Source organism: Amycolatopsis sp. NPDC004368 (assembly GCF_053602515.1).
On record NZ_JBSGDT010000035.1, the window covers coordinates 48,036 to 70,869 of the forward strand.

25 protein-coding genes, 1 tRNA gene and 1 pseudogene are annotated in these 22,834 nt (G+C 69.3%); 24 read left to right on the forward strand and 3 right to left on the reverse strand.

The features are described 5' to 3' along the window. Positions 1–46 precede the first annotated feature (46 nt). The 14 genes and pseudogenes from ACWEOE_RS34075 (at position 47) to ACWEOE_RS34140 (ending at position 10,670) form a co-directional block, all read left to right on the forward strand. A complete protein-coding gene (locus tag ACWEOE_RS34075; protein WP_452016523.1) occupies positions 47–430 on the forward strand; it encodes a hypothetical protein in 384 nt (127 codons plus the stop codon). Beyond that, entirely contained in the window at positions 427–669 is a 243-nt protein-coding gene (locus tag ACWEOE_RS34080; RefSeq protein WP_452016525.1) for a hypothetical protein, read from the forward strand. Before ACWEOE_RS34075 ends, ACWEOE_RS34080 begins: the two co-directional genes overlap by 4 nt. After that, positions 662–922 carry a hypothetical protein gene (locus tag ACWEOE_RS34085; protein ID WP_452016527.1) on the forward strand — a complete coding sequence of 87 codons (261 nt, stop codon included), beginning with the start codon at positions 662–664 and terminating at the stop codon, positions 920–922. The genes ACWEOE_RS34080 and ACWEOE_RS34085 overlap by 8 nt, the downstream gene beginning before the upstream one ends. A 15-nt stretch (positions 923–937) precedes the next feature. Then, on the forward strand, positions 938–1,228 hold the full coding sequence (locus ACWEOE_RS34090; RefSeq protein WP_452016529.1) for a hypothetical protein: 291 nt from the start codon (positions 938–940) through the stop codon (positions 1,226–1,228). Beyond that, the gene (locus ACWEOE_RS34095) at positions 1,228–2,352 is read left to right on the forward strand and encodes a hypothetical protein (RefSeq protein WP_452016531.1); all 1,125 of its coding nucleotides are present in this window, start codon (positions 1,228–1,230) and stop codon (positions 2,350–2,352) included. Before ACWEOE_RS34090 ends, ACWEOE_RS34095 begins: the two co-directional genes overlap by 1 nt. 17 nt (positions 2,353–2,369) lie before the next feature. Continuing rightward, positions 2,370–4,568, forward strand: a complete 2,199-nt coding sequence (locus tag ACWEOE_RS34100) for an FtsK/SpoIIIE domain-containing protein (protein WP_452016533.1) — start codon at positions 2,370–2,372, stop codon at positions 4,566–4,568. Positions 4,569–4,804: 236 nt separating this feature from the next. Beyond that, complete coding sequence (locus ACWEOE_RS34105) at positions 4,805–5,281, forward strand: NUDIX domain-containing protein (RefSeq protein WP_452016535.1); 477 nt, start codon at positions 4,805–4,807, stop codon at positions 5,279–5,281. Continuing rightward, complete coding sequence (locus ACWEOE_RS34110; RefSeq protein ID WP_452016537.1) at positions 5,278–5,442, forward strand: hypothetical protein; 165 nt, start codon at positions 5,278–5,280, stop codon at positions 5,440–5,442. The genes ACWEOE_RS34105 and ACWEOE_RS34110 overlap by 4 nt, the downstream gene beginning before the upstream one ends. Further along, positions 5,439–6,314, forward strand: a complete 876-nt coding sequence (locus ACWEOE_RS34115) for a bifunctional DNA primase/polymerase (protein ID WP_452016539.1) — start codon at positions 5,439–5,441, stop codon at positions 6,312–6,314. The genes ACWEOE_RS34110 and ACWEOE_RS34115 overlap by 4 nt, the downstream gene beginning before the upstream one ends. Continuing rightward, positions 6,314–6,835: pseudogene (locus tag ACWEOE_RS34120) on the forward strand (DNA cytosine methyltransferase); the annotation flags it as partial. The gene ACWEOE_RS34115 and the pseudogene ACWEOE_RS34120, both read left to right, overlap by 1 nt. 474 nt (positions 6,836–7,309) lie before the next feature. Beyond that, the gene (locus ACWEOE_RS34125; RefSeq protein ID WP_452016595.1) at positions 7,310–7,570 is read left to right on the forward strand and encodes a hypothetical protein; all 261 of its coding nucleotides are present in this window, start codon (positions 7,310–7,312) and stop codon (positions 7,568–7,570) included. Next, entirely contained in the window at positions 7,570–8,952 is a 1,383-nt protein-coding gene (locus ACWEOE_RS34130; RefSeq protein ID WP_452016541.1) for a DUF3631 domain-containing protein, read from the forward strand. Before ACWEOE_RS34125 ends, ACWEOE_RS34130 begins: the two co-directional genes overlap by 1 nt. Before the next feature lie 183 nt (positions 8,953–9,135). Beyond that, positions 9,136–9,324, forward strand: a complete 189-nt coding sequence (locus ACWEOE_RS34135; RefSeq protein WP_452016543.1) for a helix-turn-helix transcriptional regulator — start codon at positions 9,136–9,138, stop codon at positions 9,322–9,324. Further along, positions 9,324–10,670 (forward strand): tyrosine-type recombinase/integrase, encoded by a 1,347-nt coding sequence (locus ACWEOE_RS34140; RefSeq protein WP_452016545.1) that lies wholly within the window; start codon positions 9,324–9,326, stop codon positions 10,668–10,670. The genes ACWEOE_RS34135 and ACWEOE_RS34140 overlap by 1 nt, the downstream gene beginning before the upstream one ends. Before the next feature lie 131 nt (positions 10,671–10,801). On the opposite strand, the gene ACWEOE_RS34145 is transcribed toward ACWEOE_RS34140, so the two are convergent. Beyond that, positions 10,802–10,883: transfer RNA gene (locus ACWEOE_RS34145), tRNA-Tyr, on the reverse strand. 115 nt (positions 10,884–10,998) lie between these two features. Here ACWEOE_RS34145 and ACWEOE_RS34150 point away from each other — a divergent pair. Then, positions 10,999–11,490 (forward strand): YajQ family cyclic di-GMP-binding protein, encoded by a 492-nt coding sequence (locus ACWEOE_RS34150; RefSeq protein WP_326568029.1) that lies wholly within the window; start codon positions 10,999–11,001, stop codon positions 11,488–11,490. A gap of 217 nt (positions 11,491–11,707) precedes the next feature. On the opposite strand, the gene ACWEOE_RS34155 is transcribed toward ACWEOE_RS34150, so the two are convergent. Continuing rightward, positions 11,708–12,391 (reverse strand): hypothetical protein, encoded by a 684-nt coding sequence (locus tag ACWEOE_RS34155; protein ID WP_452016547.1) that lies wholly within the window; start codon positions 12,389–12,391, stop codon positions 11,708–11,710. 216 nt (positions 12,392–12,607) lie between these two features. On the opposite strand from ACWEOE_RS34155, the gene ACWEOE_RS34160 reads away from it, so the two are divergent. Together ACWEOE_RS34160 and rfbA are read left to right on the forward strand one after the other, a co-directional pair. Beyond that, positions 12,608–13,756, forward strand: a complete 1,149-nt coding sequence (locus ACWEOE_RS34160) for an exo-alpha-sialidase (protein ID WP_452016549.1) — start codon at positions 12,608–12,610, stop codon at positions 13,754–13,756. Positions 13,757–13,798: 42 nt separating this feature from the next. Further along, the gene (gene rfbA, locus ACWEOE_RS34165; RefSeq protein ID WP_452016551.1) at positions 13,799–14,683 is read left to right on the forward strand and encodes a glucose-1-phosphate thymidylyltransferase RfbA; all 885 of its coding nucleotides are present in this window, start codon (positions 13,799–13,801) and stop codon (positions 14,681–14,683) included. An 18-nt stretch (positions 14,684–14,701) separates the two neighbouring features. Here rfbA and htpX read toward each other — a convergent pair whose 3' ends face one another. Then, entirely contained in the window at positions 14,702–15,550 is an 849-nt protein-coding gene (htpX, locus tag ACWEOE_RS34170) for a zinc metalloprotease HtpX (RefSeq protein ID WP_452016553.1), read from the reverse strand. A 133-nt stretch (positions 15,551–15,683) separates the two neighbouring features. Between htpX and ACWEOE_RS34175 the strand changes: the two genes are divergently transcribed. The 7 genes from ACWEOE_RS34175 (at position 15,684) to ACWEOE_RS34205 (ending at position 22,823) form a co-directional block, all read left to right on the forward strand. Beyond that, positions 15,684–16,646: a YncE family protein gene (locus ACWEOE_RS34175; RefSeq protein ID WP_452016555.1), complete on the forward strand. Its 963-nt coding sequence runs from the start codon at positions 15,684–15,686 to the stop codon at positions 16,644–16,646. Positions 16,647–16,685: 39 nt separating this feature from the next. Next, positions 16,686–17,558, forward strand: a complete 873-nt coding sequence (locus ACWEOE_RS34180; RefSeq protein WP_452016557.1) for an LLM class F420-dependent oxidoreductase — start codon at positions 16,686–16,688, stop codon at positions 17,556–17,558. 310 nt (positions 17,559–17,868) lie between these two features. Then, complete coding sequence (locus ACWEOE_RS34185) at positions 17,869–19,104, forward strand: methyltransferase domain-containing protein (RefSeq protein ID WP_452016559.1); 1,236 nt, start codon at positions 17,869–17,871, stop codon at positions 19,102–19,104. Next, on the forward strand, positions 19,101–19,889 hold the full coding sequence (locus ACWEOE_RS34190) for a glucose-1-phosphate cytidylyltransferase (RefSeq protein WP_452016561.1): 789 nt from the start codon (positions 19,101–19,103) through the stop codon (positions 19,887–19,889). The genes ACWEOE_RS34185 and ACWEOE_RS34190 overlap by 4 nt, the downstream gene beginning before the upstream one ends. Further along, positions 19,886–20,533 (forward strand): PIG-L deacetylase family protein, encoded by a 648-nt coding sequence (locus tag ACWEOE_RS34195; RefSeq protein ID WP_452016563.1) that lies wholly within the window; start codon positions 19,886–19,888, stop codon positions 20,531–20,533. Before ACWEOE_RS34190 ends, ACWEOE_RS34195 begins: the two co-directional genes overlap by 4 nt. Before the next feature lie 5 nt (positions 20,534–20,538). Further along, on the forward strand, positions 20,539–21,558 hold the full coding sequence (locus ACWEOE_RS34200) for an NAD-dependent epimerase/dehydratase family protein (protein WP_452016565.1): 1,020 nt from the start codon (positions 20,539–20,541) through the stop codon (positions 21,556–21,558). Further along, on the forward strand, positions 21,558–22,823 hold the full coding sequence (locus ACWEOE_RS34205; RefSeq protein ID WP_452016567.1) for a DUF4910 domain-containing protein: 1,266 nt from the start codon (positions 21,558–21,560) through the stop codon (positions 22,821–22,823). Before ACWEOE_RS34200 ends, ACWEOE_RS34205 begins: the two co-directional genes overlap by 1 nt. Positions 22,824–22,834 lie beyond the last annotated feature (11 nt).

The window sequence follows — 22,834 nt, forward strand, 5'->3', positions numbered from 1 at the left end:
AACTCGACCGCGCCCGGGCCGAAGCCGCCCGTCAGGAGGGGAACCGATGACCAACTACCTCAAGCTCGACAGCTACGTGTGCACCGGCAACGCCACCGTCGCGGTGAACTGCGAAATCACGGTCGGCGACACCGTGGTGTCGTTCGCCCGCCCGTTCGTCCAGATCGCCCCGAACCTCGCGGTGACACCGGCCCTGGAGATCGACGGAAACGCCCTCCGTGTCCGCCTGGACTCCTGGTGTCCGATGAACTTCGGCCACTCCGGACCGATCACCATCCTGCCGCTGACGATCTCCAACCAGGCCGCCGCCGTCGCCGCGGCCCGCGAATTCGACACCGACCCCACCATCGGATGGACCTCGCCGGCCGCGGACGTGCTGGCCTGGTGCCAGCACTGGGCCGACCGCCAGAACGGCGGTGGCCAGTCGTGAGCACCTTCGACGTCCTGTCCCGCTACGGCACGTTGACCCTGATCCGCCACGCGCTCACCGTGCTCCTGTTCCTGCTACTGCACCTGGTCCGGATCCCGATCGTGCTGCTCGCCCGAGTGCTGGAGGGCGTCATGGGCGAGCTGGACCGCTACGCCACCGCGCAGGCGTCCCGCCCGCCGCGCCGCCCGATCAACCAGTTCTTTCCGCACGAGAGCACCCGGGAGGCCCGCCATGCGTAACCGCCGCGAGAGCCGCACGTGGATGACCTGGCAGCACCAGGCGTACTGCGAGGCCGTGGCCTGGGACGCGCAGGCCACGCTGCGCGGGCATGTCTTGCAGGTCGGTGTGCTGGTCGCCCTGGTCGTGTTCTTCCCGACCGTGTGGGTGGTGCTGCCGGCCGGCGCATACGGCATCTGGCTGGCCGTGAGCGCCGTGAAGACCTCCTTCCTGCTCGCCAAGGCCCGCGCCGGCCGCATCTACCCGCCCCGCTGAACGGAGGTGACCGACATGACCACTCGGCACACCTGCACCCGCACCGAGACCGCCACGCAGTGGATCGCCTGGCACTTCGCGGAACTGCTCGCCGTGGCCGCCCCGCTGGTGCTCGGGTGGCTGGTCGCCGGCTGGCTGGCCCTCGGCTCCATCGGCGTCGGCGTGGCGTGGGGCGTGCACGAGCTGCACACCCGCCGCACCCGCACCGCCCTGCCCGCCGGGGCCGCGCCGCGGCAGATCACCAGCACCACCACCGAAAACGCGCCGGCCCCAGCCGACCGTGACGAGAACAGGGAGCGTGCGTGATGAGCACCTGGGCCGACGACCGGCGCGCCGACCGCGCCGCCAATGCCGCACAGCGCCGCGCCGACGCCGCGGCCAAGCTCGACCGGACCCTGACCGCCACCGCGGCGCGTGCCGAGCAGCGCCGCGCCGACCAGGACGCCGCCGCCGACCGCGCCGCCAAGCTCCGCACCCAGCGCAAGGCCGCCCGCGCCGCCGCGTTCGCCGCGGCCGGTGCATGGCTGTCCGAGCACCGAGTGAAGCTGCCCATCTACCTGCTCGCCCTGGTGTCCGCTGTGATGGCGATCCCGGCGATGGCCGACTACGGGCAGGGCACCTACGGCGACTGGACCGGCAACGCCCTGCCGGCCCTGTCGGAACTCGGGATGTGGGCGTTCGCCCTCGCGGTCGAGGTCTCGAGTCGCCGGCATCCCGAACGGCCGACGTGGGCGCTCAAGACCGGGGTGTGGGTGTTCGCCGGGGTCGGGTTCGCGCTCAACGTCCTGCACGGCCTGCACCGCGGCTGGGACGCCGCCGTGGTCATGGGCATCGTGTCCGTTGCCGGGGTGATCGCCCACCAGATCGCCGTAGCCGCCCCGCGCCGCTCTCGTGCCGAGCGAGACGACGCGAAGATCGCCCGGCAGGCTGCCCGCAAGATCGCGAAGGTTCGCACCGTCGCGGTACGCCACGCCGTCGCGGAGCTCGACCGGGACGGGGCCGCACGCCTGGTATTCGCTCCGGGCCGCTACACCCTGACCCGCCGCCACGGCCAGGCCCGGCTGGTCGCGGCGATCGAGCCGAGCGACTACGTCGGGGACGTGCTCGCCGACGAGGTCAGCGCGTGGCTCGCGGTGCAGGACCGGCCCGCCGACCCGGTCGAGCAGGCCGGGGACGACCCGATCGGCGACGCCCCAGTCCTGACCCTCGACCCGCCCGCTGACCAGGGCAAGTCGACCCCGCCGACGTCGACGCACCGGGCACCGAAACAGCGCACCTTCGAGCAGGCGCACGCCGACTTCACCGCGGCGCTGGCCGACCCGACGGTGTCGATCAACCCGAAGTCGGCGGAGTCGATCCGCAAAACCATCCACTGCAAGGCGGAGTGGGCCCGCAAGCTCCGCGACGACTACAAGGCCGACCACCAGTGACCCGGGAGGACACCACCATGGATACCGAGAACACGATCCCGGTCGCCGGCGAGCTTGCCACCGTGCACCGACTGCCCGTGCCGACCGAGCAGGGCGAGGCGCTCGAAGCCGACGAGGTGCTCACCGACGACGAGTACCGGGCCCGTATGTCGGAGAAGGAGCTGGCGCAAGCCCGCTGGGCCGCGTACCGCCGCGACGCCGTGGTCGCCTACCAGGTGAGCCGGAAGGTCGCCACGCACAACGCGACCAAGACCGCCGGGCGCGCGCTGGTCCGGCACACCTGCTACCCGTTCGCCGGGGCGTGGGTGATCTGCAAGCGCGTGTGGGAAGCCAAAACGAACTCCCGTTACGAGCGAATGTTGCGCGCGGCGGAAGCGGCGAACAACTGGGAGCTGTTGCAGGAGTGGGAAACCCGCGCCGAACAGGCCCGCGACCGGCGCCACCGCCGGCGCATGGAATGGCTCGACGCCCCCGGCAAGCTGATCAAGGCCGTGGTGATGGGCGCCGCGGCACTGGTCGCCGGGCTGCTCGCTCTCGGCATCGTGATCGCCATTGCGAACAAGGATCTCGCCGACGTGCTCGGGCCGATCAAGGCCCTGATGGACCTGGTCCAGTGGGTCGCGTGGGTGGTCACGATCTCGTGGACCCCGATCGTGGCTGTGGCGCCGTGGGCGATCCTGATCGCCCTGTGGAACGTCGGGCGCAAGCACACCACCCCGATGACCTGGGCCGCCCCGTCCGCCGACCGTGAGGGCCGTGAGCAGGTGCCGGACGAGGGCGCGATCCTCAACGCGCTGCGCAACCTCAACCTCGCCCCGCTCAACCGCAAGCTCAAAGAGGGCTGGACCCCGCGGTGGGTGCAAGGCACCGGCCGCGACGGCAAGGGCTGGCGCACCCAGCTCGAACTCCCGCCTGGCGTCACCGTCGAGATGATCAACGACAAGCGCAGCGTGCTCGCGCACAACCTCGTGCGCCTGCCGGTCGAGGTGTGGCCCACCGAGCCGAAAAACCAGCCCGGCGTGCTGGACCTGTGGGTCGCTGACCAGGGCATCCTCACCAAACCGGTCGACCCGTACCCGCTGCTCGCCGACGGCACCGCGGACTACTTCAAGGGCGTGCCGGTCGGCGTGGACCAGCGCGGACAGGAGGTCACCGGGCGGCTCATGGCCTCGAACTACGCCGCGGCGGGGATCATGGGCTCGGGCAAAACCTCATTGGTGCACAACATTTTGTGCGGCGCGATGCTCGACCCGCTGGTGTCCATTGAGGTCTATGTGATGGCGTTCAACGCCGACTACGACGCCATGGCCCCGGTCCTGGACGAGTTCGTCAAGGGCGACGAGAACGAGCAGGTCGAGGCCGCGATCGCCGCGTTGCAGAACCTGCGCAACGAGGTCACCGAGCGCGGCAAGATCCTCTCCGACCTCGGCGGCGACGAGACCAAGCTGACCCGCGAGATCGCCGAACGCGACCCGCGGATGCGCCCCAAGGTCGTCGTGTTCGACGAGTGCCAGGAGATGTTCCGCCACGACAAGCTCGGTGAGCAGGCCAAAGAGCTCGCGATCAAGGTCATGATGAAGGCCCGTAAGTGCGGCATCACCCTGATCTTCGTCACCCCCGCCCCCAGCGCCGACAGCCTGCCCCGCGACCTCGCCAAGACCGTGTCGCACCGGGTGTGTTTCGCGATCGGTGACCACCAGGGCAACGACGCGATCCTCGGCACCGGCGCCCACAAGCAGGGCATCACCGCGACCACCCTGGTCGCCGGCGAGGACATTGGCACCGCCATGGCCTCCGGGTTCGCCTCCCGGCCCGGCCTGCTGCGCACCCACCACATCCGCAAGGACAAGGCCGTCGACCAGATCACCCCGATCGTGGTGCGCGCCAAGGCGTTGCGCGAGCAGGCCGGGTACGCCAAGCCCGCGCCGACGCCGGCCGCCGCAGTGGTCGACCCGCTCGCCGATATCGCCACCGTCCTCGGGGGTGAGCCGCGGTTGCGCACGCAGGAGGTGTTGCAGCGCCTGACCGAACGCGACCGCGCGACCTATGTGGACTGGACCCCGCACAAGCTCACCGCGTTCCTGTCCGAGTACGGCGCCGCCCCGTACAAGTCCGGCGGCTCGATGAAGGTCAGCGCCGACCGCGTCCGCGAAGCCATCGCAGAGCGTGACGAAATCGCTGGCCTCGACGCCGACGACACCGAAGGATCCGAGTGAGGGAGGCACCGAATCCCGGGGAGTTCTCCCTCACCGACTCCCCGGGACCCGCCTCCCTCACCTGATCAGCGACGACAACCCCCGAGGGAGCCCGGGGAGTCGCTCCCCGAACCCCTGATCACCCACCGAAAACCCCACTTGAACACCCCGTGACGCGGGTCCCTCCCCGGACACCGCGCTACCCCACCCATGCCGAAAACAGGCACACACCGTAACCAACGAAGGGAACCGAATCGATGGCTGACACCCACGACACCGTTGAACTGGCTCGCCTCACCGGGGACGTCGTCGCGTTCGCCGAACGCTCCGGCATCTGGCACGTGCTCATGATCCAGCGCCGCTGGAATCCGTTCGAGGGCTACTGGGCGCTCCCGGGCGGGCACGTCGACCCCGGCGAAACCTTCCGCGACGCCGCGGTGCGTGAGTTCCACGAGGAAACAGGGCTGCTGGTCGAGCGGTTCGGCGAAGTCGGCGTCTACGACCAGCCCGACCGCGACCCCCGCGGCCGCTACGTCACCGGCGCATTCTGGACCATCCTGCACACCCTCATCCGCCCGACCGCCGGCGACGACGCACGGATCGCCCGCTGGCTCCCGCTCGCCTGGATTCTGCGCAACCGCGACCGGGTCGCGTTCGACCACGTCCGCATCCTCACCGACGCCGCTCGACGCGTCGACCTGCCCACCACCACCGACCCGGAAGGCACCCGATGAGCAGCAAACCCCTCGCCCACCGCGGCACCACCTCGTGGTGGAACGGCACCTTCACCACCCTCTGCGGCATCACCGTCCAGCGCAGCGGCACCAAGTCACCGCTGTTCCCGAACAAGTGCCCGGTCTGCGAAGCCATCCACAACGCCAAGAAGGGCCGGTGACCACAGTGGACGCCAGCAACCCGTTCCGGGAATGGGCGCTGTACCTCGCTGCGATGGGGTGGCCGGTGTTCCCGCTCGTTCCGCTGCGCAAGCAGCCGGCGGTGCGGGACTGGGAACACCGCGCCACCACCGATCCCGCCCGTATCCGCCGCTGTTGGGACACCGACCTGTGGAACGTGGCCGTGGCCACCGGCCCCGCCGGTCTCGTGGTGATCGACCTCGACCAGCCCAAGCCCGGTCAGCCCGGGCCGGACGGGGCGAGCGCGCTGGCCGAGCTTGCTGAGGAGCGCGGCGGCCCGCTGCCGGCGACCTACACCGTCACCACGCCGTCGGGCGGTCGGCACCTGTACTACCTCGCGCCAGCCGGAACTCACCTGCGCAGCAGTGCCGGTCAGCTCGCCCCGCGCGTCGACGTGCGAGCGCACGGCGGGTACGTGGTGGGGCCCGGGTCGGTCGCCGACGTCGGGGGCTGGGAGCTGTGCGACGAGACCGATCCGGTCGAGCTGCCGGGGTGGTTGGTCCAGGCGTGCACCGAACGCGCGTCTACGGCGATCTCAGCGCCCCGTGCGATCCGCGCTGTGGACCCGAACCGGTACGGGTTGGCCGCGCTCGCTGGTGAGTGCGATCGCGTCCGTACGGCCGCGCCAGAGCAGCACAACACGGTGCTCTCGTCCGCGGCCTACACGATTGGCCGCAAGCTCGGTGCCGAGTTGATCGACCACGCCACTGCGCGTACCGAGTTGATCGCCGCGGCCGGTCACATGGTCGCCGCGCCGTGCGAGTGCACCCCGCGCGAGGTCGCCCGCGTGGTCGATGCCGGGCTGACTGCCGGCGCCCGCAACCCCGTAGCCCGTGGAGGAGAGGCAGCGTGATGACCACCGTGGACGACGTTCTGCCGATCGGGTCGCTGTTCTCTGGTTATGGCGGGCTGTGCGAGCTCGCCGTCGCGCCGCTCCTCGGTGGCCGGGTGGTGTGGCACTGCGACATCGACCCGGGCGCGTCGAAGGCGCTCGCGCATCACTGGCCGGGCACGCCGAACCTCGGGGACATCACCACGGCGGACTTCGCGACCGTGCCACCGGTGCGCGTGCTCACCGGCGGGTTCCCCTGCACCGACGTGTCTGCCGCCGGACGGCAGGCCGGCATCCGGCCCGGCACCCGCTCCGGGCTGTGGTCGGTGATGCGCCACGCCACCGCCGCGCTCCGGCCGGAGCTCGTGCTCATCGAGAACGTGAGAGGACTGCTGCATGCCCCAGCCCATAGCGACGTGGAACCCTGCCCGTGGTGTCTGGGAGACGGACCGGATGGCCCTGCTGTGCGGGCACTCGGAGCCGTTCTCGCAGACCTGGCCGACCTCGGGTATGACGCGGTCTGGTGTGGCCTGCCCGCTTCCGCCGTGGGAGCTCCCCACACCCGGTACCGGATCTTCATCGCTGCTGCCGACACCCACCGCGAACCTTGGGACCAACGGCGGCTCGCAGCACCCGGACAAGCGCCGGGAGGGCGGGCACTCGGTGAGCCTGGACGACGTGGCGTCGCACCTGCTGCCCACCCCGACCGCGAGCCCGTACGGCCACAACCAGAGTGCCTCGCCCGGCGCGGCGGTCCGGCCGTCGCTGGACTCGCTGCTCCCGACGCCCAAAGCGACCGACGCGCGGCGTGGGGTCAGCGAAGCGGAGACCCGGCGCAACGACCCCTCCCTGACCGCGATCGAGTTCCTGTTGCTGCCCACGCCGAAGGCCAGCGACGGGGCGAAGGGCGGACCGAACCAGCGCGGCTCGAAAGGCGACCTCACCTTGCCCTCGGCAGCGACCCGGCTCCGGTCCAGTGGGGCGAGTACGAGCTCGCCATCCGCCGATGGGAGCGCGTGACCGGGCAGGCCGCGCCGGTGCCGACCGTGCTCGGCCGGCGCGGCGGCGCGGTGCTCAACCCGGCTCTGCCCGAATGGATGATGGGGCTGCCCACTGGCCACATCACGGCTGTGCCTGGTCTCACCCGCGCGGACATGCTCCGCCTCGCCGGTAACGGTGTCGTTCCCCAGCAAGCCACCGCCGCGCTGCGCTACCTGCTTCCGCTGCTCGGCATCACCGTTGCGCCCCACGCATCCGAACGAGGAAAGGCAGCCTAATGACCAGTGTGGACAGCACCGTGTCCGCGATCGACGCGGCGATCGGTGCACCCGTTGCCGCCGAAGGTGGCGGCGCGTGCTGTCAGTGTGGCCGCGCGCTGGACGCCTCACCCTCCGACGACTTCTGTTCGGAGAACTGCCAGATCGTCTGGCGCGCGGCCCACGCCACCGCGGTGCCCGGCTACGAGGTGCTCGACCGGGTGCGGGACTTCGTGTTGCGGTTCAACGCGTTCCCCTCCGAGCACTGCGCGCCCATGCTTGCGCTCTGGTACGCCCACACCCACGCCGTCGACCACTTCTACGTCACACCGCGACTGATCCTGTCCAGCGTCGAACCCGGCAGTGGCAAGACACGCGTGCTCGAAGTCGCCCAGCATCTCGTGCGGGCCCCGGAAATGACGATCTCCGCAACCACCGCGGCGCTGTTCCGCATGGTCAACGACGGGCCGATCACGATCCTGTTCGACGAGGTGGACACGATCTTCAACCCGAAGAACGGCGGCAACAACGAGGACCTCCGCGGCTTGCTCAACGCCGGCTACAAGCGGTCGGCCACCATCGCACGCTGCGTCGGGGACGCCCGCGCGATGAAGGTGCAGAGGTTCCCGGTCTACGCGCCGGCGGCGCTGGCCGGGATCGCCGGGAACATGCCCGACACCATCACTACCCGGGCGATCACGATCCACATGCGGCGCCGCCGCGCGGACGAGGAGGTGGAGGAGTTCTGGGAGGAGGACGTGGAAGCCGAGGCCGTGCCGCTGCGCGAGCAACTCGCCGCGTGGATCGGCACCGTGACCGACAAGGTCAGCCGCGGCCGGCCGGACATGCCCGACGGTGTGCGGGACCGCTCTGCCGAGATCTGGCGGCCCCTGATCGCGATCGCCGACGCCGCCGGCGACCACTGGCCGGACACCGCTCGCGCCGCCTGCTCGCACTTTGTCGCTGCCGCCGGCGTCGACCGCAACGGCGGGGGACTGCGTATCCGGCTGCTTGCCGACCTCCGGGAGCTTTTCACCGCCCGCGGCGTCACCGAGTTGCCGACCGCCGAAATCCTCACCGCGCTGTGTGAGCTGGACGAAGCGCCCTGGGGGGATCTCGACGGGCACGGCAAAGTGCTCGACTCCCGCCGGCTGGCGAAGGAACTCGAGCCCTACGGGATCCGCTCGAAGAACGTCCGCATGCCCGGCGGCAAGGTCCCCAAGGGCTATCGCGTCGACGGTGACGGCGGGCTCGCCGACGCCTGGAGCCGCTACCTGCCCGCAAGCGCTACGTCCGCTACAGCCGCTACACCGCAGGTCACGGGCGTAGCGGACACCGAAGCCGTAGCGGACGCATCCGCTACACCCGCTTCGACCGGCCCGCCGGCGCCGGCCGAGCTGTAGCGGATACGAGCGCTACGCCCCACGTACCCGCTACGCCTCTGACCAGGCATGTAGCGGCTGTAGCGGACGTAGCGGATCAGCCCAGCCAATCCCGTAGCGGTCTTCCGCTACCGATCCCCCAGGAGGCACCCATGTTCATCGCGCCCCACGCCACCGCCAGCACCGCGCGAGAGGACCCCCGAAATGGCCGCCCCACGCCACAGCCTCACCGTCAACGCCGTGTGCGCTGAACTCGACATCTCACGTCGGACTTTCTACGAATGGCGCGCCAAGGGCCGCGCGCCCCGCTGCATCAAATTGCCGAACGGATCCCTTCGGGTCCGGCAAATCGACTTCGAAAACTGGCTTGAGTCCTGCGAGGAGGCCGCCTGATGGCGACGACGTTCGAGGTGAAAATCTGGGAAATCGAGTCCCGCGTGGGCAAAACCAAGACGACGTACCGCGTGCGCTGGCTTGTGGCCGAGGAGAGGTTCGGCAAGACGTTCGACGGCGAGCGGCTCGCCAAGGCGTTCCGCTCGAAGCTCGTGACAGCAGCGTCGGAGGGCCAAGCGTTCGACACTCGCGAGGGGCTCCCGGTCACGATGCTGCGAGCGCAGCGCTCCATGACGTTCTTCAAATGCGCGTGCGCGTACATCGACATGAAGTGGCCCGACGCGTCGCCGAAGTACCGTGCGTCACTGGCCGAATCGATGATGATCGCTACCATTCCCATGCTCAAGCGGGAGTACGACGGTGACACACGCGTCCTGCGCAAGGCGCTGAAGATCGCGTTCAACACCAAGCACCGAGACAGCGAGCAGGCAGCGGAGATACGGCACGCGCTGAACTTCGTCGAGAAGGCCAGCCGAAACATGACGGACCTGGAGAAGCCCGACGTACTTCGATCCGTTCTACGAGCACTGGCACTCAAAATGGACGGCGAGGAGGCCGCTCGAAACACAACCAGAATTCGCCGCACCGCCCTCGGGGAGCTGATCGATTACGCCGTAGTCGAGCTCAAGGCGCTCTCGTCCAATCCCCTCGATGAGGTCAAGGTGAAGAAGCAGAAGTTCGTGTTGCACGAAGTCGATCCAAAATCCGTCGTGAACCCGATCCAGGCACGCATGCTGATCGCAGCCGCGCCGCCGCGGCTTAGGGCGTTCTTCGGTGCCATGTACTACGCGGCACTCCGCCCAGAGGAGGCCGCCCAGCTCAAGAAGCAGGACTTGGTACTTCCGGAATCTGGCTGGGGCGACATCCACTTGAAGGGCGCACGCCCGGAAGTCAGTGGCGAGTGGACCGACAGCGGCGACCCGTCCGAGGAAGGCCCTTTGAAGCACCGGCCGGCGGACCACGGCAGGACGGCACCGAGCCCTCCGGAACTCACGGAGCTGCTTCACGACCACATGAACACCTTTGGCACAGCGGCGGACGGCCGGCTGTTTCGAGGCGAGCGCGACGGCGGTCGCATCGGCAGCACGGTCTACGGCCGCGCGTGGGCGCGCTGCCGGGAGGCCGTGTTCACAACGGAAGTCACCGCGAGCGCGCTTGGCAAGCGCCCGTATGACTTGCGCCACGCAGCGGTCTCGACGCAGCTTGCCGCCGGGATCGAACCGACCCGTGTGGCGAAGTGGGCCGGGCACAGCTTGGCAGTGCTGCTACGCGTCTACGCGAAGTGTCTCGACGGGGGCGAGCAGGCCGCCCGGGATCGCCTGATGAAGGCACTCGGAGGCGCGTAGGCCCCGAATCCCGCGGGGGCGAATAGGGGGCGGACAGTCGTCACGGGGTGCCTACGTCCGCACACAGCCGCACAGCACAAGATCACCCCCGTGACCTGTTCTTGCTGGTCACGGGGGTGATTTGGCTGGTGTGGCAGGTGAGGGATTCGAACCCCCGAAGGCTGAGCCGTCTGATTTACAGTCAGATCCCTTTGGCCGCTTGGGTAACCTGCCATGGCCGGGTGACCGGCCGAGAAGAAGAATACCCAACGGCCCGACGCGCGGATCAACTGGGTGGCAGGGGCTAGGCTGGTGGCCCCTGACGAGCGAGTACGAGGTGTGAGGACACGTGGCGGATCCCTCTTTCGACGTGGTGAGCAAGGTCGACCGCCAGGAGGTGGACAACGCGCTGAACCAGGCGAGCAAGGAGCTGGGCACGCGGTTCGACTTCCGTGGCACCGGGACGAGCATCGAGTGGTCCGGCGAGGAAGCGCTCACGATCGAGTCGGAGACCGAGGAGCGGGCGCTCGCCGCCGTGGAGGTCTTCAAGGAAAAGCTGATCAAGCGGAACATTTCGCTGAAGGCGTTCGAGGCCGGCGAGCCCGCGCTGTCCGGCAAGATCTACAAGATCGGCGGCAAGATCCTGCAGGGCATCGCGTCGGACAAGGCGAAGCAGATCGCCAAGTTCATCCGCGACGAGGGGCCGAAGGGCGTCCAGGCGCAGATCCAGGGCGACCAGCTGCGGGTGTCGGGGAAGAAGAAGGACCAGCTGCAGGACGTGATCGCCCTGTTGAAGGGCAAGGATTTCGAGATCGCGTTGCAGTTCACGAACTACCGCTGATCCCGCACGGCTCGTCCGACGAGAGCAGCGTCACGTTCCTCGTACCCCCGCCGGAACTCCGCTGGTTCCGTTCCGCGGCTGGCCCGCGTCGATCCGGCCGCACGGCGAGGGGGCGCTGACCGAATCCGACGTGGACGCCCTGGCCGAGGTGCGCACCGCGCACAGTGGATCGACGCCGCGCGGCTGCCTGGCCTTCTGCGGCTGTCTCGGACGGACTTCACGACGCCGTGACCGTCCACGAGCCGTCATAGGCCTCGACTTCCAGGAGGGTCGGGCCGGGGGCCGGGAAGTCGACGGTGGCGGGGCCGATCTCGTTCACGGGGAGGTCCATGGTGCCGCCACGCTGGATCCAGACGGCGGAGTGGCCCTTCGAGGTCGTCTGGAACTTCGCGTGGGTGACGCCGGCGGGGATGGCGAGGACGGCGTCGCCCTTGGCGGCGTAGGGCTTGGCCGCCGTGACGGTCGGGAGGGTGCGGTGGTCGGTGATGGTGGCGGTCCACGAGGCGTTCGCGGTGATCGTGAGGGTGCGGGACGGGTCGCGGCCTTCGATGGCGTTGAACCACACCGTGCCGTGGTACGCGCCGATGGCGTTGATCAGCGAGAACTCGTCGCCGTCGGTGTGGACGAAGATGTTGGAGTCGCAGCGGGGGCAGTCGAAGGTGAGGTAGCCGGGGACGTCGGTGGGCCAGGACAGGGCCACGGTGGCATTGCCCTTGCCGGTGTGGGTCTCCGTCGGGGCTTCGAGGCGACGGGGCGGCGGGGCCGGTGAGGACGACGACGTCGGCGGGTCGAAGGCCGGCGAGCCCAGGATCTCGCCGTAACCCGACGGCTGGATGGCGCACGAGGCCGTGAGCAGGCCCGTCAGCGCGAGTACGGCAACACGCCGGCGGACGCGCGTCATCAGACATTCCCCCTCGTGAGCCGCCGCGCGGCCCTCGGGTGATCTTTCGTCACCCTTTGACCATCCGTTACCGACGCTTGCCACCCGATCGTGGGGATCAAACCCCTCGACCGGGTGGAGTCCCGACGCTGACCTGCGGAGACGCCGAGAGAAGGACCTGAACCGGACCGGTTGCGTGGTGTAATCGCGCGGCCCGCCCGTGAGAGAGGTTCGTCGATGCGCCGTTGGACACCCGTGATCGCCTTCCTCACGTCAGTGGTGGTGCTGGCCGCCGGGCTCACGCCGGCGTCGGCCGTGGTCGACAAGCAGCTGCTGGTGGACGGGTACGGCTCGTACGCGCGGCTGATCCGGCTGCAGTACTCGCCCTTCGGCAAGGGGCACATCCTCGCGTCGTTCACGAGTGAGGACAGCGGCGGCAAGTTCACGCCGATCATGGAGAGCACCGACGAGGGCGCGAGCTTCCACAAGATCGGCGAGATCCGCGACCCCGACGGCAAGCTCGGCGAATGCTGCGGCACCCTCTACGAGCTGCCGCAACGCGTCGGCCGGCTGCGTGCGGGCACCGTGCTGTGGGCGGCGAGCTACCGGCAGGACGCGGGGGCCCAGCGGCGCATCGGCATCAAGGTCTGGGCCAGCGCCGACGGCGGCAAGCGCTGGACGTACCTGTCCGAAGCCGCGCTGTCGCACAACCACGACGGCATCTGGGAGCCGGAGTTCACCGTCGACGCGGGCGGCACGCTGTGGCTGCACTACGCCGACGAGACGCAGGCGCCGAAGTACGCGCAGGTGCTCAACCGCGTCGCGTCCACCGACGGCATCCACTGGGGCACCAAGCAGCTCACGCTGGCCATCCCGCCCGACCGCGTGCGCCCGGGCATGCCGATCATCCGGCGGCTGCCCGACGGCCGGTACTGGTTCAGCTACGAGATCTGCAACTACGGCGACCGCTACTGCGACCCGTACTACAAGATCTCTGCGGACGGCGCGAACTGGGGCGATCCGGCCGATCCGGGCACCCGCGTGAACACCGCCAGCGGCAACTACTTCCAGCACGCGCAGACCGTCACGCTCTTCCCGGGCGGGCCCAACGGCGTGCGGCTCGTGATGGTCGGGCAGATCTACACCAACGCCAAGGGCACGCCGATCGCCGGCAACGGCCAGACCCTGCTCGCCAACGACAACCTCGGCGCGGGCAACTGGTACCCGCTGCCCGCGCCCATCCTCATCACCGGCATCTACAACAACTTCTGCCCCAACTACTCGTCGACGCTGCTGCCCGTGGACGGCGGCAAGAACGTGCTGGAGATCGCCACCGAGTACAACCTCGGCTGCAAGGCCTACTTCGGCAAGGGACCGATGGGCTGACAGACTCACCCGGCAAGGTGAACGCCGCGAGTGAGGAGACGGATGAAGGGCATCGTGCTGGCGGGGGGCAGCGGGACGCGTCTGCACCCGATCACTCAGGCCGTGTCGAAGCAGCTGCTGCCGGTCTACGACAAGCCGATGATCTACTACCCGATCTCGGTGCTCATGCTGGCTGGAATCCGCGAGATCCTGGTGATCTCCACCCCCGACGACGTGCCGGTGTTCCAGCGCCTGCTCGGTGACGGCAGCCAGTTCGGCCTCTCGTTCACCTTCGCCGAGCAACCCAGCCCCAACGGCCTCGCCGAAGCCTTCGTCATCGGCGCGAACTTCGTGGGCGACGACTCCGTCGCCCTGGTCCTGGGCGACAACATCTTCTACGGCCAGGGTTTCTCCCGCACGCTGCAGGCCGCGTCGACCGACCTGGACGGCTGCGTGCTGTTCGGCTACCGCGTGAAGGACCCCGAGCGCTACGGCGTCGGCGAGGTCGACGCGTCGGGCAAGCTCGTGTCGATCGAGGAGAAGCCGGTGAAGGCGCGCTCCAACAACGCGATCACCGGGCTGTACTTCTACGACAACGGGGTCGTCGACATTTCGCGCTCGCTGAAGCCCTCGCACCGCGGCGAGCTCGAAATCACGGACGTCAACCTCACCTACCTGCGCGAAGGCCGCGCCACCCTCATCGAGCTCAGCCGCGGCTTCGCCTGGCTCGACACGGGCACCCACGACTCGCTGCTGGAGGCGGGGCAGTTCGTGCAGGTGCTGGAGCACCGGACCGGCGTGCGCATCGCGTGCCTGGAGGAGATCGCGTTGCGGATGGGGTTCATCACGGCGGATGAGTGTTATGCGCTGGGGACGAAGCTGGCGAAGTCGGGGTATGGGGATTACGTGATGGCTGTGGCGCAGACGATGGGTGCGACCGCGGGTTAGCGCGAGCGCCCTCGCAGGTCAGAGCCCCCGCGCCAGGTTTTCCAGGCGGCGGATGCGGTCCTCGATCGGGGGGTGGGTCGAGAAGAGCCTGGCCATCCCGGCGCCCGGGCGGAACGGGTTGGCGATCATCAGGTGCGACTGCGAGACCACCGCCGGTTCGGGAGCCAAGGGTGCGGCGCGAGTGCCGCGTTCCAGCTTGCGCAGGGCGGAGGCCAGGGCGAGCGGGTCGCCGGTGAGTTCGGCGCCCGAGGCGTCCGCCTGGTATTCGCGGGAGCGGCTGACGGCGAGCTTGATCACGGACGCCGCGATGGGGCCCACCAGCACGAGCAGCAGGGAGACGAACGGGTTGCCGTCGCGGCTGTTGCCGCCGAAGAAGAAGGCCAGGTTGGCGAGCACGGTCACCACGCTGGCCAGGGCGCCGGCGACGCACGAGATCAGGATGTCCCGGTTGTAGACGTGGGAGAGCTCGTGGCCGAGGACCGCGCGCAGTTCGCGCTCGTCCAGCAGGTCGAGGATGCCGGTGGTGCAGCAGACGGCGGCGTGCTGCGGGCTGCGGCCGGTGGCGAAGGCGTTGGGTGCGACCGTGGGGCTGAGGTAGAGCGCGGGCATCGGCTGGCGCGCGGTGGTGGCCAGCTCGCGCACGATGCGGTACATCGCGGGCTGCTCGACCTCCGAGACGGGCCGCGCGCGCATGGCGCGGAGGGCGAGCTTCTCGGAGTTGAAGTAGGCGTACGCGTTGACCCCGAGGGCCAGCACCAGGCCGATGATCAGCGCGCCGCGTCCGAAGAGACTGCTGATCCCGATGATGATCGCCGACAGCAGGCCGAGCAGCAACGCCGTCTTCAGCCCGTTCTGGTGCTTGTGCACCGCGGCTCGCCTCCGTCCGCACTCGGGGGGGGTTACTCACCGGAATCAACGCGATCGGGCGACGCGAAGTTCCTTCGGATGATCCACCAGCGGGTTAGGGTCGGGGAAGTTTCCTGTTTCCGGGAGGTGGCGGATGCGCGGTCCCGAGCTGAGCCGTCGGGGGCTGTTCGCCCTGGCCACGGCGGGTGTGGCCACGGCGGCGCTCGGCGGCACCGCCTGGGCCGAGCAGGTGAGCGTGGTCGACGTCGGCGGGGCGCTCACGGCCATCGCGGTGAGTCCGGTCACGGGGCTGGTCTACGTCACCGACTCGAACTCCGGCTCGGTCGCCGTGATCGATCCGGCGGCGGCGCGCGTGGTCGCGATCATCCCGGTCGGCGGGAAGCCGAGTGACGTCGCCGTGGACGGCAACCGCGTGTACGTCACCAATCCGCCGGGTGGCACGGTGATCGCGATCGACGCGTTGAGCCACCAGACGGTGAGCGTGGTCGGGGCGGGCCCCGGTGCGTCTTCGCTCGCCGTGGACTCCGGGGCGAACAAGGTGTACGCCGTGAGCGGCAGCGCGGGCACGCTCGCCGTGATCGACACCTTGAGCCTCACCACGCAGCAGGTCGTGAAGTCGCCGAAGCCGACGCTCGCCGGTGTGGCGCTCGACACCGGCCGGCGGCTGGCCTACTGCACCAGCCCCACCACCGACTCGGTCGAGGTGTACGGCATCGACGCCGGCAAGTTCACCGCCAGCACCGGTGTGGGGGCCTCGCCCACGGGCGTGGTGGTGCACCAGGCCAGCGGCGCCGTGTTCGTGGCCAACTCGGCGATCCACCACATGTCCATTCTGGACGCCTCGACCCACACACAGAGCAAGACCGTGTTGCTGCGCAGCGAAGCGTCGGCGATCGCGGTGCACCAGGGCACCGACACGGTGTACACGAACGGCGGCCAGAACGGACTGTCGCGAGTGGACGGCAAAGCCGGCGTGCTCACGGGTGAGCTGAGCCTCGGCGTGAACCCCGGCGACGTGGCTGTCGATCAACGTTCACGCGCCGTCTACGTCACGGATCCCTTGCACGGGACCGTTTCCGTGGTCCACAACTTCTGACCCCGCACCTGGTGCAACTCCAGGTATACCGTCGATGGCATGAAACTCGGACTTCAGATCCCCAACTTCACGTGGGAGGGCGGGCCGGCGAAGCTCGGCTCCGACCTCGCCGCTGTCGCGCGCGCCGCCGACCAGGCGGGCTTCGAGTACCTGGCCGTGATGGACCACTTCTTCCAGATCCGCGGTGTCGGGCCGAGCGAGAACGACATGCTCGAGGCCTACACGGCGCTGGGCTTCCTCGCGGCGCACACCGAGCGCGCGAAGCTGCTCACGGTCATCACCGGCGTGATCTACCGCCACCCGGGCCTGCTCGCGAAGGCCATCACCACGCTGGACGTGCTCTCCGGCGGCCGCGCGGTGCTCGGCATCGGCGCCGGCTGGAACGAGGAGGAGTCGAAGGGCCTCGGCTTCCCGTTCCCGTCCACCGCCGAGCGCTTCGAGCTGCTCGAGGAGAACCTCCAGTACATCCTGCAGATGTGGGGAGACGGCGACGCCGCGTTCTCGAGCAAGCACTTCGAGGCCGAGCGCCTGCTGAACTCGCCGCAGTCGCTGCAGCGCCCCCACCCGCCCATCATGATCGGCGGCGGCGGCGAAAAGAAGACGCTGCGCTTCGTCGCCAAGTACGCCGACGCGTGCAACATCTTCAACACGCCCGACGTGGAGCACAAGCTCGAGGTGCTCAAGCAGCACTGCGAGAACGAGGGCCGCGACTACAACGAGATCACCAAGACCGTGTACCACGTGCTCGACATCGGCGAGAAGGGCGAGAAGGCCGGTGAGCTCGTGGCCGAGCTGGAGCGCCTGCACGGCCTCGGCTTCGACGCGGCCCTCGGCGCGTGCCCGGCGGTGCCCAACGTCTCCGTGATCGAGAAGTTCGCCACGGACGTGATCCCGGCCATCGACAAGTTCTGAATCACCAAACCTTTGGTGGAGTAGGGGAAAAACTCACGCACGCCGCCCGCCGGTGACTCTCCGCGCACACCGCCGGCGAGATCGCGCCGGTTTCTTCCTGCCCGATGTGGGCGCCCCCCGGGCCGACCATGTCGGGCAGGAAGGAGCCGGCTCAAAGGCGATCTCGCACGCGTCGGCGGAGCCGACGCCAACAGCACTGCTCACATCTCATTTCGAACTCGGTGCCCGAGGCCCCGCGCGCTCGCTGTAACGACCCCCCGCTGGTCATCGACGTGTCTAGCACGCAAGCCGCGAGCCGAGGAGCCCGTTGATGACCACATGCCGACTCTGCGGTTCGACAGCTCTGGTGAGTGTCGTCGATCTCGGAGCGACCCCGCCGTGTGAGCGGTTCCTGACCGCGGAGCAGTTGGCCGAGCCCGAGAACACGTACCCGCTGCACCTGCAGGTCTGTACCGAGTGCTGGCTGGCCCAGATCCCGCCGCTGATCACGCCCGAGGACACGTTCACGGACTACGCGTACTTCTCGTCGTACTCGACGTCGTGGGTCGAGCACGCCAGGACGTTCGTCACCGAGTCCGTCGAGCGGCTCGGCCTCGGACCCGACTCGTTCGTGGTCGAGGTGGCGAGCAACGACGGTTACCTGCTGCAACACGTCGTCGAGCGGGGCATCCGGTGCCTCGGCGTCGAGCCGTCGGTGAACGTCGGGCAGGCCGCGCGCGACAAGGGCGTGCCGACGAAGACGGCGTTCCTCAGCCCCGAGACGGGGCGCGACGTGCGTGAGGAACACGGGCCGGCCGACCTGGTCGCCGCGAACAACGTGTACGCGCACATCCCCGACATCATCGGCTTCACCCACGGCCTGCGCGCCCTGGTGGCCGACGACGGCTGGGTCAGCATCGAGGTGCAGCACCTGCTCACGCTGATCAGCGAGAACCAGTACGACACGATCTACCACGAGCACTTCCAGTACTACACGGTGGAATCCGCGCGCCGCGCGCTCGCGGTCGGCGGACTGTCCGTTGTGGACGTCGAGCTGCTGCCGACGCACGGCGGCTCGATCCGGCTGTGGGCTCGGCCCATCGAGGTCGCCGGTGAGCCGAGCGCGCGGATGGTCGACGTGCTGGAGCGCGAGAAGGCCGCCGGCCTGCACGAGCTGTCGGGTTACACCGAGTTCGCCGAGCGCGTCACGCGCGTGCGCCTCGACCTGCTGGAGTTCCTGGTCAAGGCGGCCAAGGACGGCAAGACCGTGGTGGGCTACGGCGCGCCCGGCAAGGGCAACACGCTGCTGAACCACTGCGGCATCCGGCCCGACGTGCTCGCCTACACCGTGGACCGCAACCCGTACAAGCACGGCCGGTTCACCCCGGGCACCCGGATCCCGATCCTCGAACCCGAGCGGATCGCGGCCGACCAGCCCGACTACGTCCTCGTCCTGCCCTGGAACCTCAGGAAGGAACTCACCGAACAGCTGTCCTATGTAGACGACTGGGGCGGGCGGCTCGTGTTCCCGATCCCCCGTCTCGAGATCGTCGAGGTGAAGCAGTGAAGGTAGTCCTGTTCTGCGGCGGCTACGGCATGCGGATGCGCAACGGAGACGCCTCCGACGTGCCCAAGCCGATGGCCATGGTCGGCCCGAGACCGCTCATCTGGCACGTGATGCGCTACTACGCGCACTTCGGCCACACCGAGTTCGTGCTGTGCCTGGGCTACGGCGCCCACCACATCAAGGAGTTCTTCCTCAACTACAAGGAGACGACGTCCAACGACTTCGTGCTCCGCGACGGCAAGCCGGAGCTGCTCTCCACCGACATCTCCGACTGGACCATCTCGTTCGTGCAGACCGGCATCGAGTCGCCGATCGGCGAGCGTCTGCGCCGGGTGCGCCAGTACCTCGACGGCGACGAGATGTTCCTCGCCAACTACGCAGACGTGCTCACCGACGCGCCCCTGGACAAGATGGTGGAGCGCTTCGAGCAGACCGACGCCGGCGCGTCGATGATGGTCGTGCCGCCGCAGTCGTCGTTCCACTGCGTGGAGATGGACGAGGGCGGGCTGATCGGGGCGATCACGCCGGTCAGCGACATGCCGCTGTGGGAGAACGGCGGGTATTTCGTGCTGCGCCAGGAGATCTTCGACCACATCCCGGAGAACGGCGACCTCGTCGCCGACGGCTGTGGCGAGCTGGCGAAGCGCGGCAAGCTGCTGGCCTACCCGTACCGCGGGTTCTGGAAGCCGACCGACACCGTGAAGGAACGCTTCGCGCTCGACGAGGGCTACACCCGCGGCGACCGGCCGTGGGCGCTGTGGGAACGAGACCGGGTGCGGGTGTGATCAACCTGCTTCCGCGGCAGCTGCACAGCGTCGTCGCGCTGGGCGCGCACTGCGACGACATCGCCATCGGCGCCGGCGGCACGCTGCTCACCCTGTGCGAGCAGCGGCCGGGCCTGCGGGTCGACGCGCTCGTGCTCTCGGGCGGCGGCACCGAGCGCGAGGCGGAGGAACGGGCGGCGCTCGCCGCGTTCTGCCCGGGCGCCGACCTCGAGGTCACGGTGCTGAAGCTGCCCGACGGCCGGCTCCCGGCGCACTGGGACGAGGCCAAGAACGCGCTGGAAGACCTCAAGCAGCGCACGGACCCGGACCTGGTCCTGGCGCCGCGCACGGTCGACGCGCACCAGGACCACCGCGGCCTCGCGCAGCTGGTGCCCACGGTCTACCGCGGGTACCTGGCGCTGGGCTACGAGATCGTGAAGTGGGACGGCGACCTCGGCCGCCTGCCCGCCTATGTACCGCTCGCCGACGAAGTGGCGGAGCAGAAGGTGCGACTGCTGCAGGAGCACTACGCCTCCCAGCGGCACCGCCCCTGGTACGACCGCGAGGCCTTCCTCGGCCTCGCCCGCATCCGCGGCATCGAGTGCCAGCAGCGGTACGCGGAAGCGTTCGAAGTGAACAAACTCGTTCTCGATTTGAGGGGCTGACTGAAATGCGGGTGTTGCTGACCGGGCACACGGGATACCTCGGCACGGTGATGGCGCCGGTGCTCACCGAAGCCGGGCACGACGTCGTCGGCCTCGACTCCGGGCTGTTCGAAGGCTGCCTGCTCGGGCCGGCGCCGAAGGACCTGCCGTCGATCAAGGTGGACCTGCGCGACGTGAAGCCCGAGCACGTCGAGGGCTTCGACGCCGTGATCCACCTGGCCGCGCTGTCCAACGACCCGCTGGGCTCGCTCGCGCCGGAGCTCACCTACGACATCAACCACCACGCCTCGGTGCGCCTGGCCGCGCTCGCCAAGGACGCCGGTGTTTCGCGGTACCTCTACGCGTCCACCTGCTCGGTCTACGGCGCCTCGGGCGGCGGCCTGGTCGACGAGGACGCGCCGCTGCGCCCGGTCACGCCGTACGCCGAGTCGAAGGTGCGCGTGGAGGACGAGGTCTCGAAGCTCGCCGACGACAGCTTCACCCCCGTGTACCTGCGCAACGCCACCGCGTTCGGCTTCTCGCCGCGGCTGCGCGCCGACATCGTGCTCAACAACCTCGTCGGCCACGCCTACCTCTCGGGCGAGGTGCTGGTGCTGTCGGACGGCACGCCGTGGCGGCCACTGGTGCACGCCCGCGACATCGCGCGCGCGTTCACCGCCGCGCTCGACACGCCGCGCGAGGCCGTGCACAACCGCGCGTTCAACATCGGCACCGAGCGCAACAACGTCACGGTGGCGGAGATCGCGCAGGAGGTCGTGGAGGCCGTGCCGGGCTCCAAGCTGCGCATCACCGGTGAGGCCGGCGCCGACCCGCGCTCGTACCGCGTGGACTTCTCCCGCTTCCGCGAAGCCATCCCCGGCTTCGAGTGCGAGTGGGGCGTGAAGGACGGCGCGCTGCAGCTGATCGACGCCTACCGCGCGTACGAGCTGACCAAGGCCCAATTCGAGCGCCGCTTCACGCGGCTCAACTGGCTGAGCGACCGTCAGGCCGCGGGGGCCGTCGACGACACGCTGCGGCACGTCTGATGCTCACGGGGGGCGAGATGCACGCGCTGGTGGAGCGGCTTTACCCGCTCTGCCGGAGCATCACGGGGCGCGGCGTCCGGCAGACGCTGGCGATCGTCGGTGAGCACCTGGACCTGCAGGTCCACGAGGTGCCCACCGGCACGCAGGTGCTCGACTGGACGGTGCCGCAGGAGTGGAACATCCGCGACGCGTTCGTCGCGGATGCCACCGGCCGGCGAGTGATCGACTTCCGGCAGCTGAACCTGCACGTGGTCGGCTACAGCGTGCCGGTGGACGAGACCATGAGCCTCGCCGAGCTGCGCGGGCGCCTGCACACGCTGCCCGAGAGCCCCTCGTGGGTGCCGTACCGCACCAGCTACTACTCCCCCACCTGGGGTTTCTGCGTCGCGCAGGACGTGCTCGACGCGTTGCCCGAGGGCGATTACCACGTGAAGATCGACTCGACGCTGGCCGACGGGTCGCTCACCTACGGCGAGCACGTGGTGCCCGGCGAGGTGAGCGACGAGGTGATCGTGTCGTGCCACGTCTGCCACCCGTCGCTGGCCAACGACAACCTCGCGGGCATCGCGGTGGCCGTGTCGCTGGCGCAGCAGCTGGCCGAGGAGAAGCCGCGCTTCACGTACCGCTTCCTGTTCATGCCGGGCACGATCGGCGCGATCACCTGGCTCGCCCGCAACGCCGAGCGCGTGGACCGCGTGAAGCACGGCGTGGTGCTGGCGTGCGCCGGCGACCGCGGCTCGCTCACGTACAAGCGCAGCCGCCGTGGTGACGCCGACATCGACCGCGTGATGGCCCACGTGCTCAAGGACAAGCCGCACGAGATCCGCGAGTTCTCGCCCTACGGCTACGACGAGCGGCAGTTCTGCTCCCCCGGCTTCAACCTCGGCGTCGGCTCGCTCACGCGCACGCCGTACGCGGGCTACCCGGAGTACCACACGTCGGCGGACGACCCGGCGTTCGTCTCGCCCGAGGCCATGGAGGACACGCTCGACACGCTGCGCACGGCGTTCTCGGTGCTGGAACGCAACCGCCGGTACGTGAACCTCAGCCCCTACGGCGAACCTCAGCTCGGCAAGCGCGGGCTGTACGACTCGCTCGGCGGCCGCAGCGACGCCAAGGAAGCGCAGCTGGCGATGCTGTGGGTGCTGTCCTACTCCGACGGGGAGACGAGCCTGCTCGACATCGCCGAACGCGCGGACCTGCCGTTCGGCGCCGTGGTCACCGCGGCCCAGGCCCTGCAGGTCGCCGGCCTGCTCAAGGAGTGAGGCCGGTGCCC

Coding starts and splice junctions, on each gene's coding strand:
- ACWEOE_RS34075 (WP_452016523.1), top strand. CDS start 47: ATGACCAACTACCTCAAGCTCGACAGCTACGTGTGCACCGGCAACGCC.
- ACWEOE_RS34085 (WP_452016527.1), top strand. CDS start 662: ATGCGTAACCGCCGCGAGAGCCGCACGTGGATGACCTGGCAGCACCAG.
- ACWEOE_RS34090 (WP_452016529.1), top strand. CDS start 938: ATGACCACTCGGCACACCTGCACCCGCACCGAGACCGCCACGCAGTGG.
- ACWEOE_RS34095 (WP_452016531.1), top strand. CDS start 1,228: ATGAGCACCTGGGCCGACGACCGGCGCGCCGACCGCGCCGCCAATGCC.
- ACWEOE_RS34100 (WP_452016533.1), top strand. CDS start 2,370: ATGGATACCGAGAACACGATCCCGGTCGCCGGCGAGCTTGCCACCGTG.
- ACWEOE_RS34105 (WP_452016535.1), top strand. CDS start 4,805: ATGGCTGACACCCACGACACCGTTGAACTGGCTCGCCTCACCGGGGAC.
- ACWEOE_RS34110 (WP_452016537.1), top strand. CDS start 5,278: ATGAGCAGCAAACCCCTCGCCCACCGCGGCACCACCTCGTGGTGGAAC.
- ACWEOE_RS34130 (WP_452016541.1), top strand. CDS start 7,570: ATGACCAGTGTGGACAGCACCGTGTCCGCGATCGACGCGGCGATCGGT.
- ACWEOE_RS34135 (WP_452016543.1), top strand. CDS start 9,136: ATGGCCGCCCCACGCCACAGCCTCACCGTCAACGCCGTGTGCGCTGAA.
- ACWEOE_RS34140 (WP_452016545.1), top strand. CDS start 9,324: ATGGCGACGACGTTCGAGGTGAAAATCTGGGAAATCGAGTCCCGCGTG.
- ACWEOE_RS34155 (WP_452016547.1), bottom strand. CDS start 12,391: ATGACGCGCGTCCGCCGGCGTGTTGCCGTACTCGCGCTGACGGGCCTG.
- ACWEOE_RS34160 (WP_452016549.1), top strand. CDS start 12,608: ATGCGCCGTTGGACACCCGTGATCGCCTTCCTCACGTCAGTGGTGGTG.
- rfbA (WP_452016551.1), top strand. CDS start 13,799: ATGAAGGGCATCGTGCTGGCGGGGGGCAGCGGGACGCGTCTGCACCCG.
- ACWEOE_RS34175 (WP_452016555.1), top strand. CDS start 15,684: ATGCGCGGTCCCGAGCTGAGCCGTCGGGGGCTGTTCGCCCTGGCCACG.
- ACWEOE_RS34180 (WP_452016557.1), top strand. CDS start 16,686: ATGAAACTCGGACTTCAGATCCCCAACTTCACGTGGGAGGGCGGGCCG.
- ACWEOE_RS34185 (WP_452016559.1), top strand. CDS start 17,869: ATGACCACATGCCGACTCTGCGGTTCGACAGCTCTGGTGAGTGTCGTC.
- ACWEOE_RS34200 (WP_452016565.1), top strand. CDS start 20,539: ATGCGGGTGTTGCTGACCGGGCACACGGGATACCTCGGCACGGTGATG.
- ACWEOE_RS34205 (WP_452016567.1), top strand. CDS start 21,558: ATGCTCACGGGGGGCGAGATGCACGCGCTGGTGGAGCGGCTTTACCCG.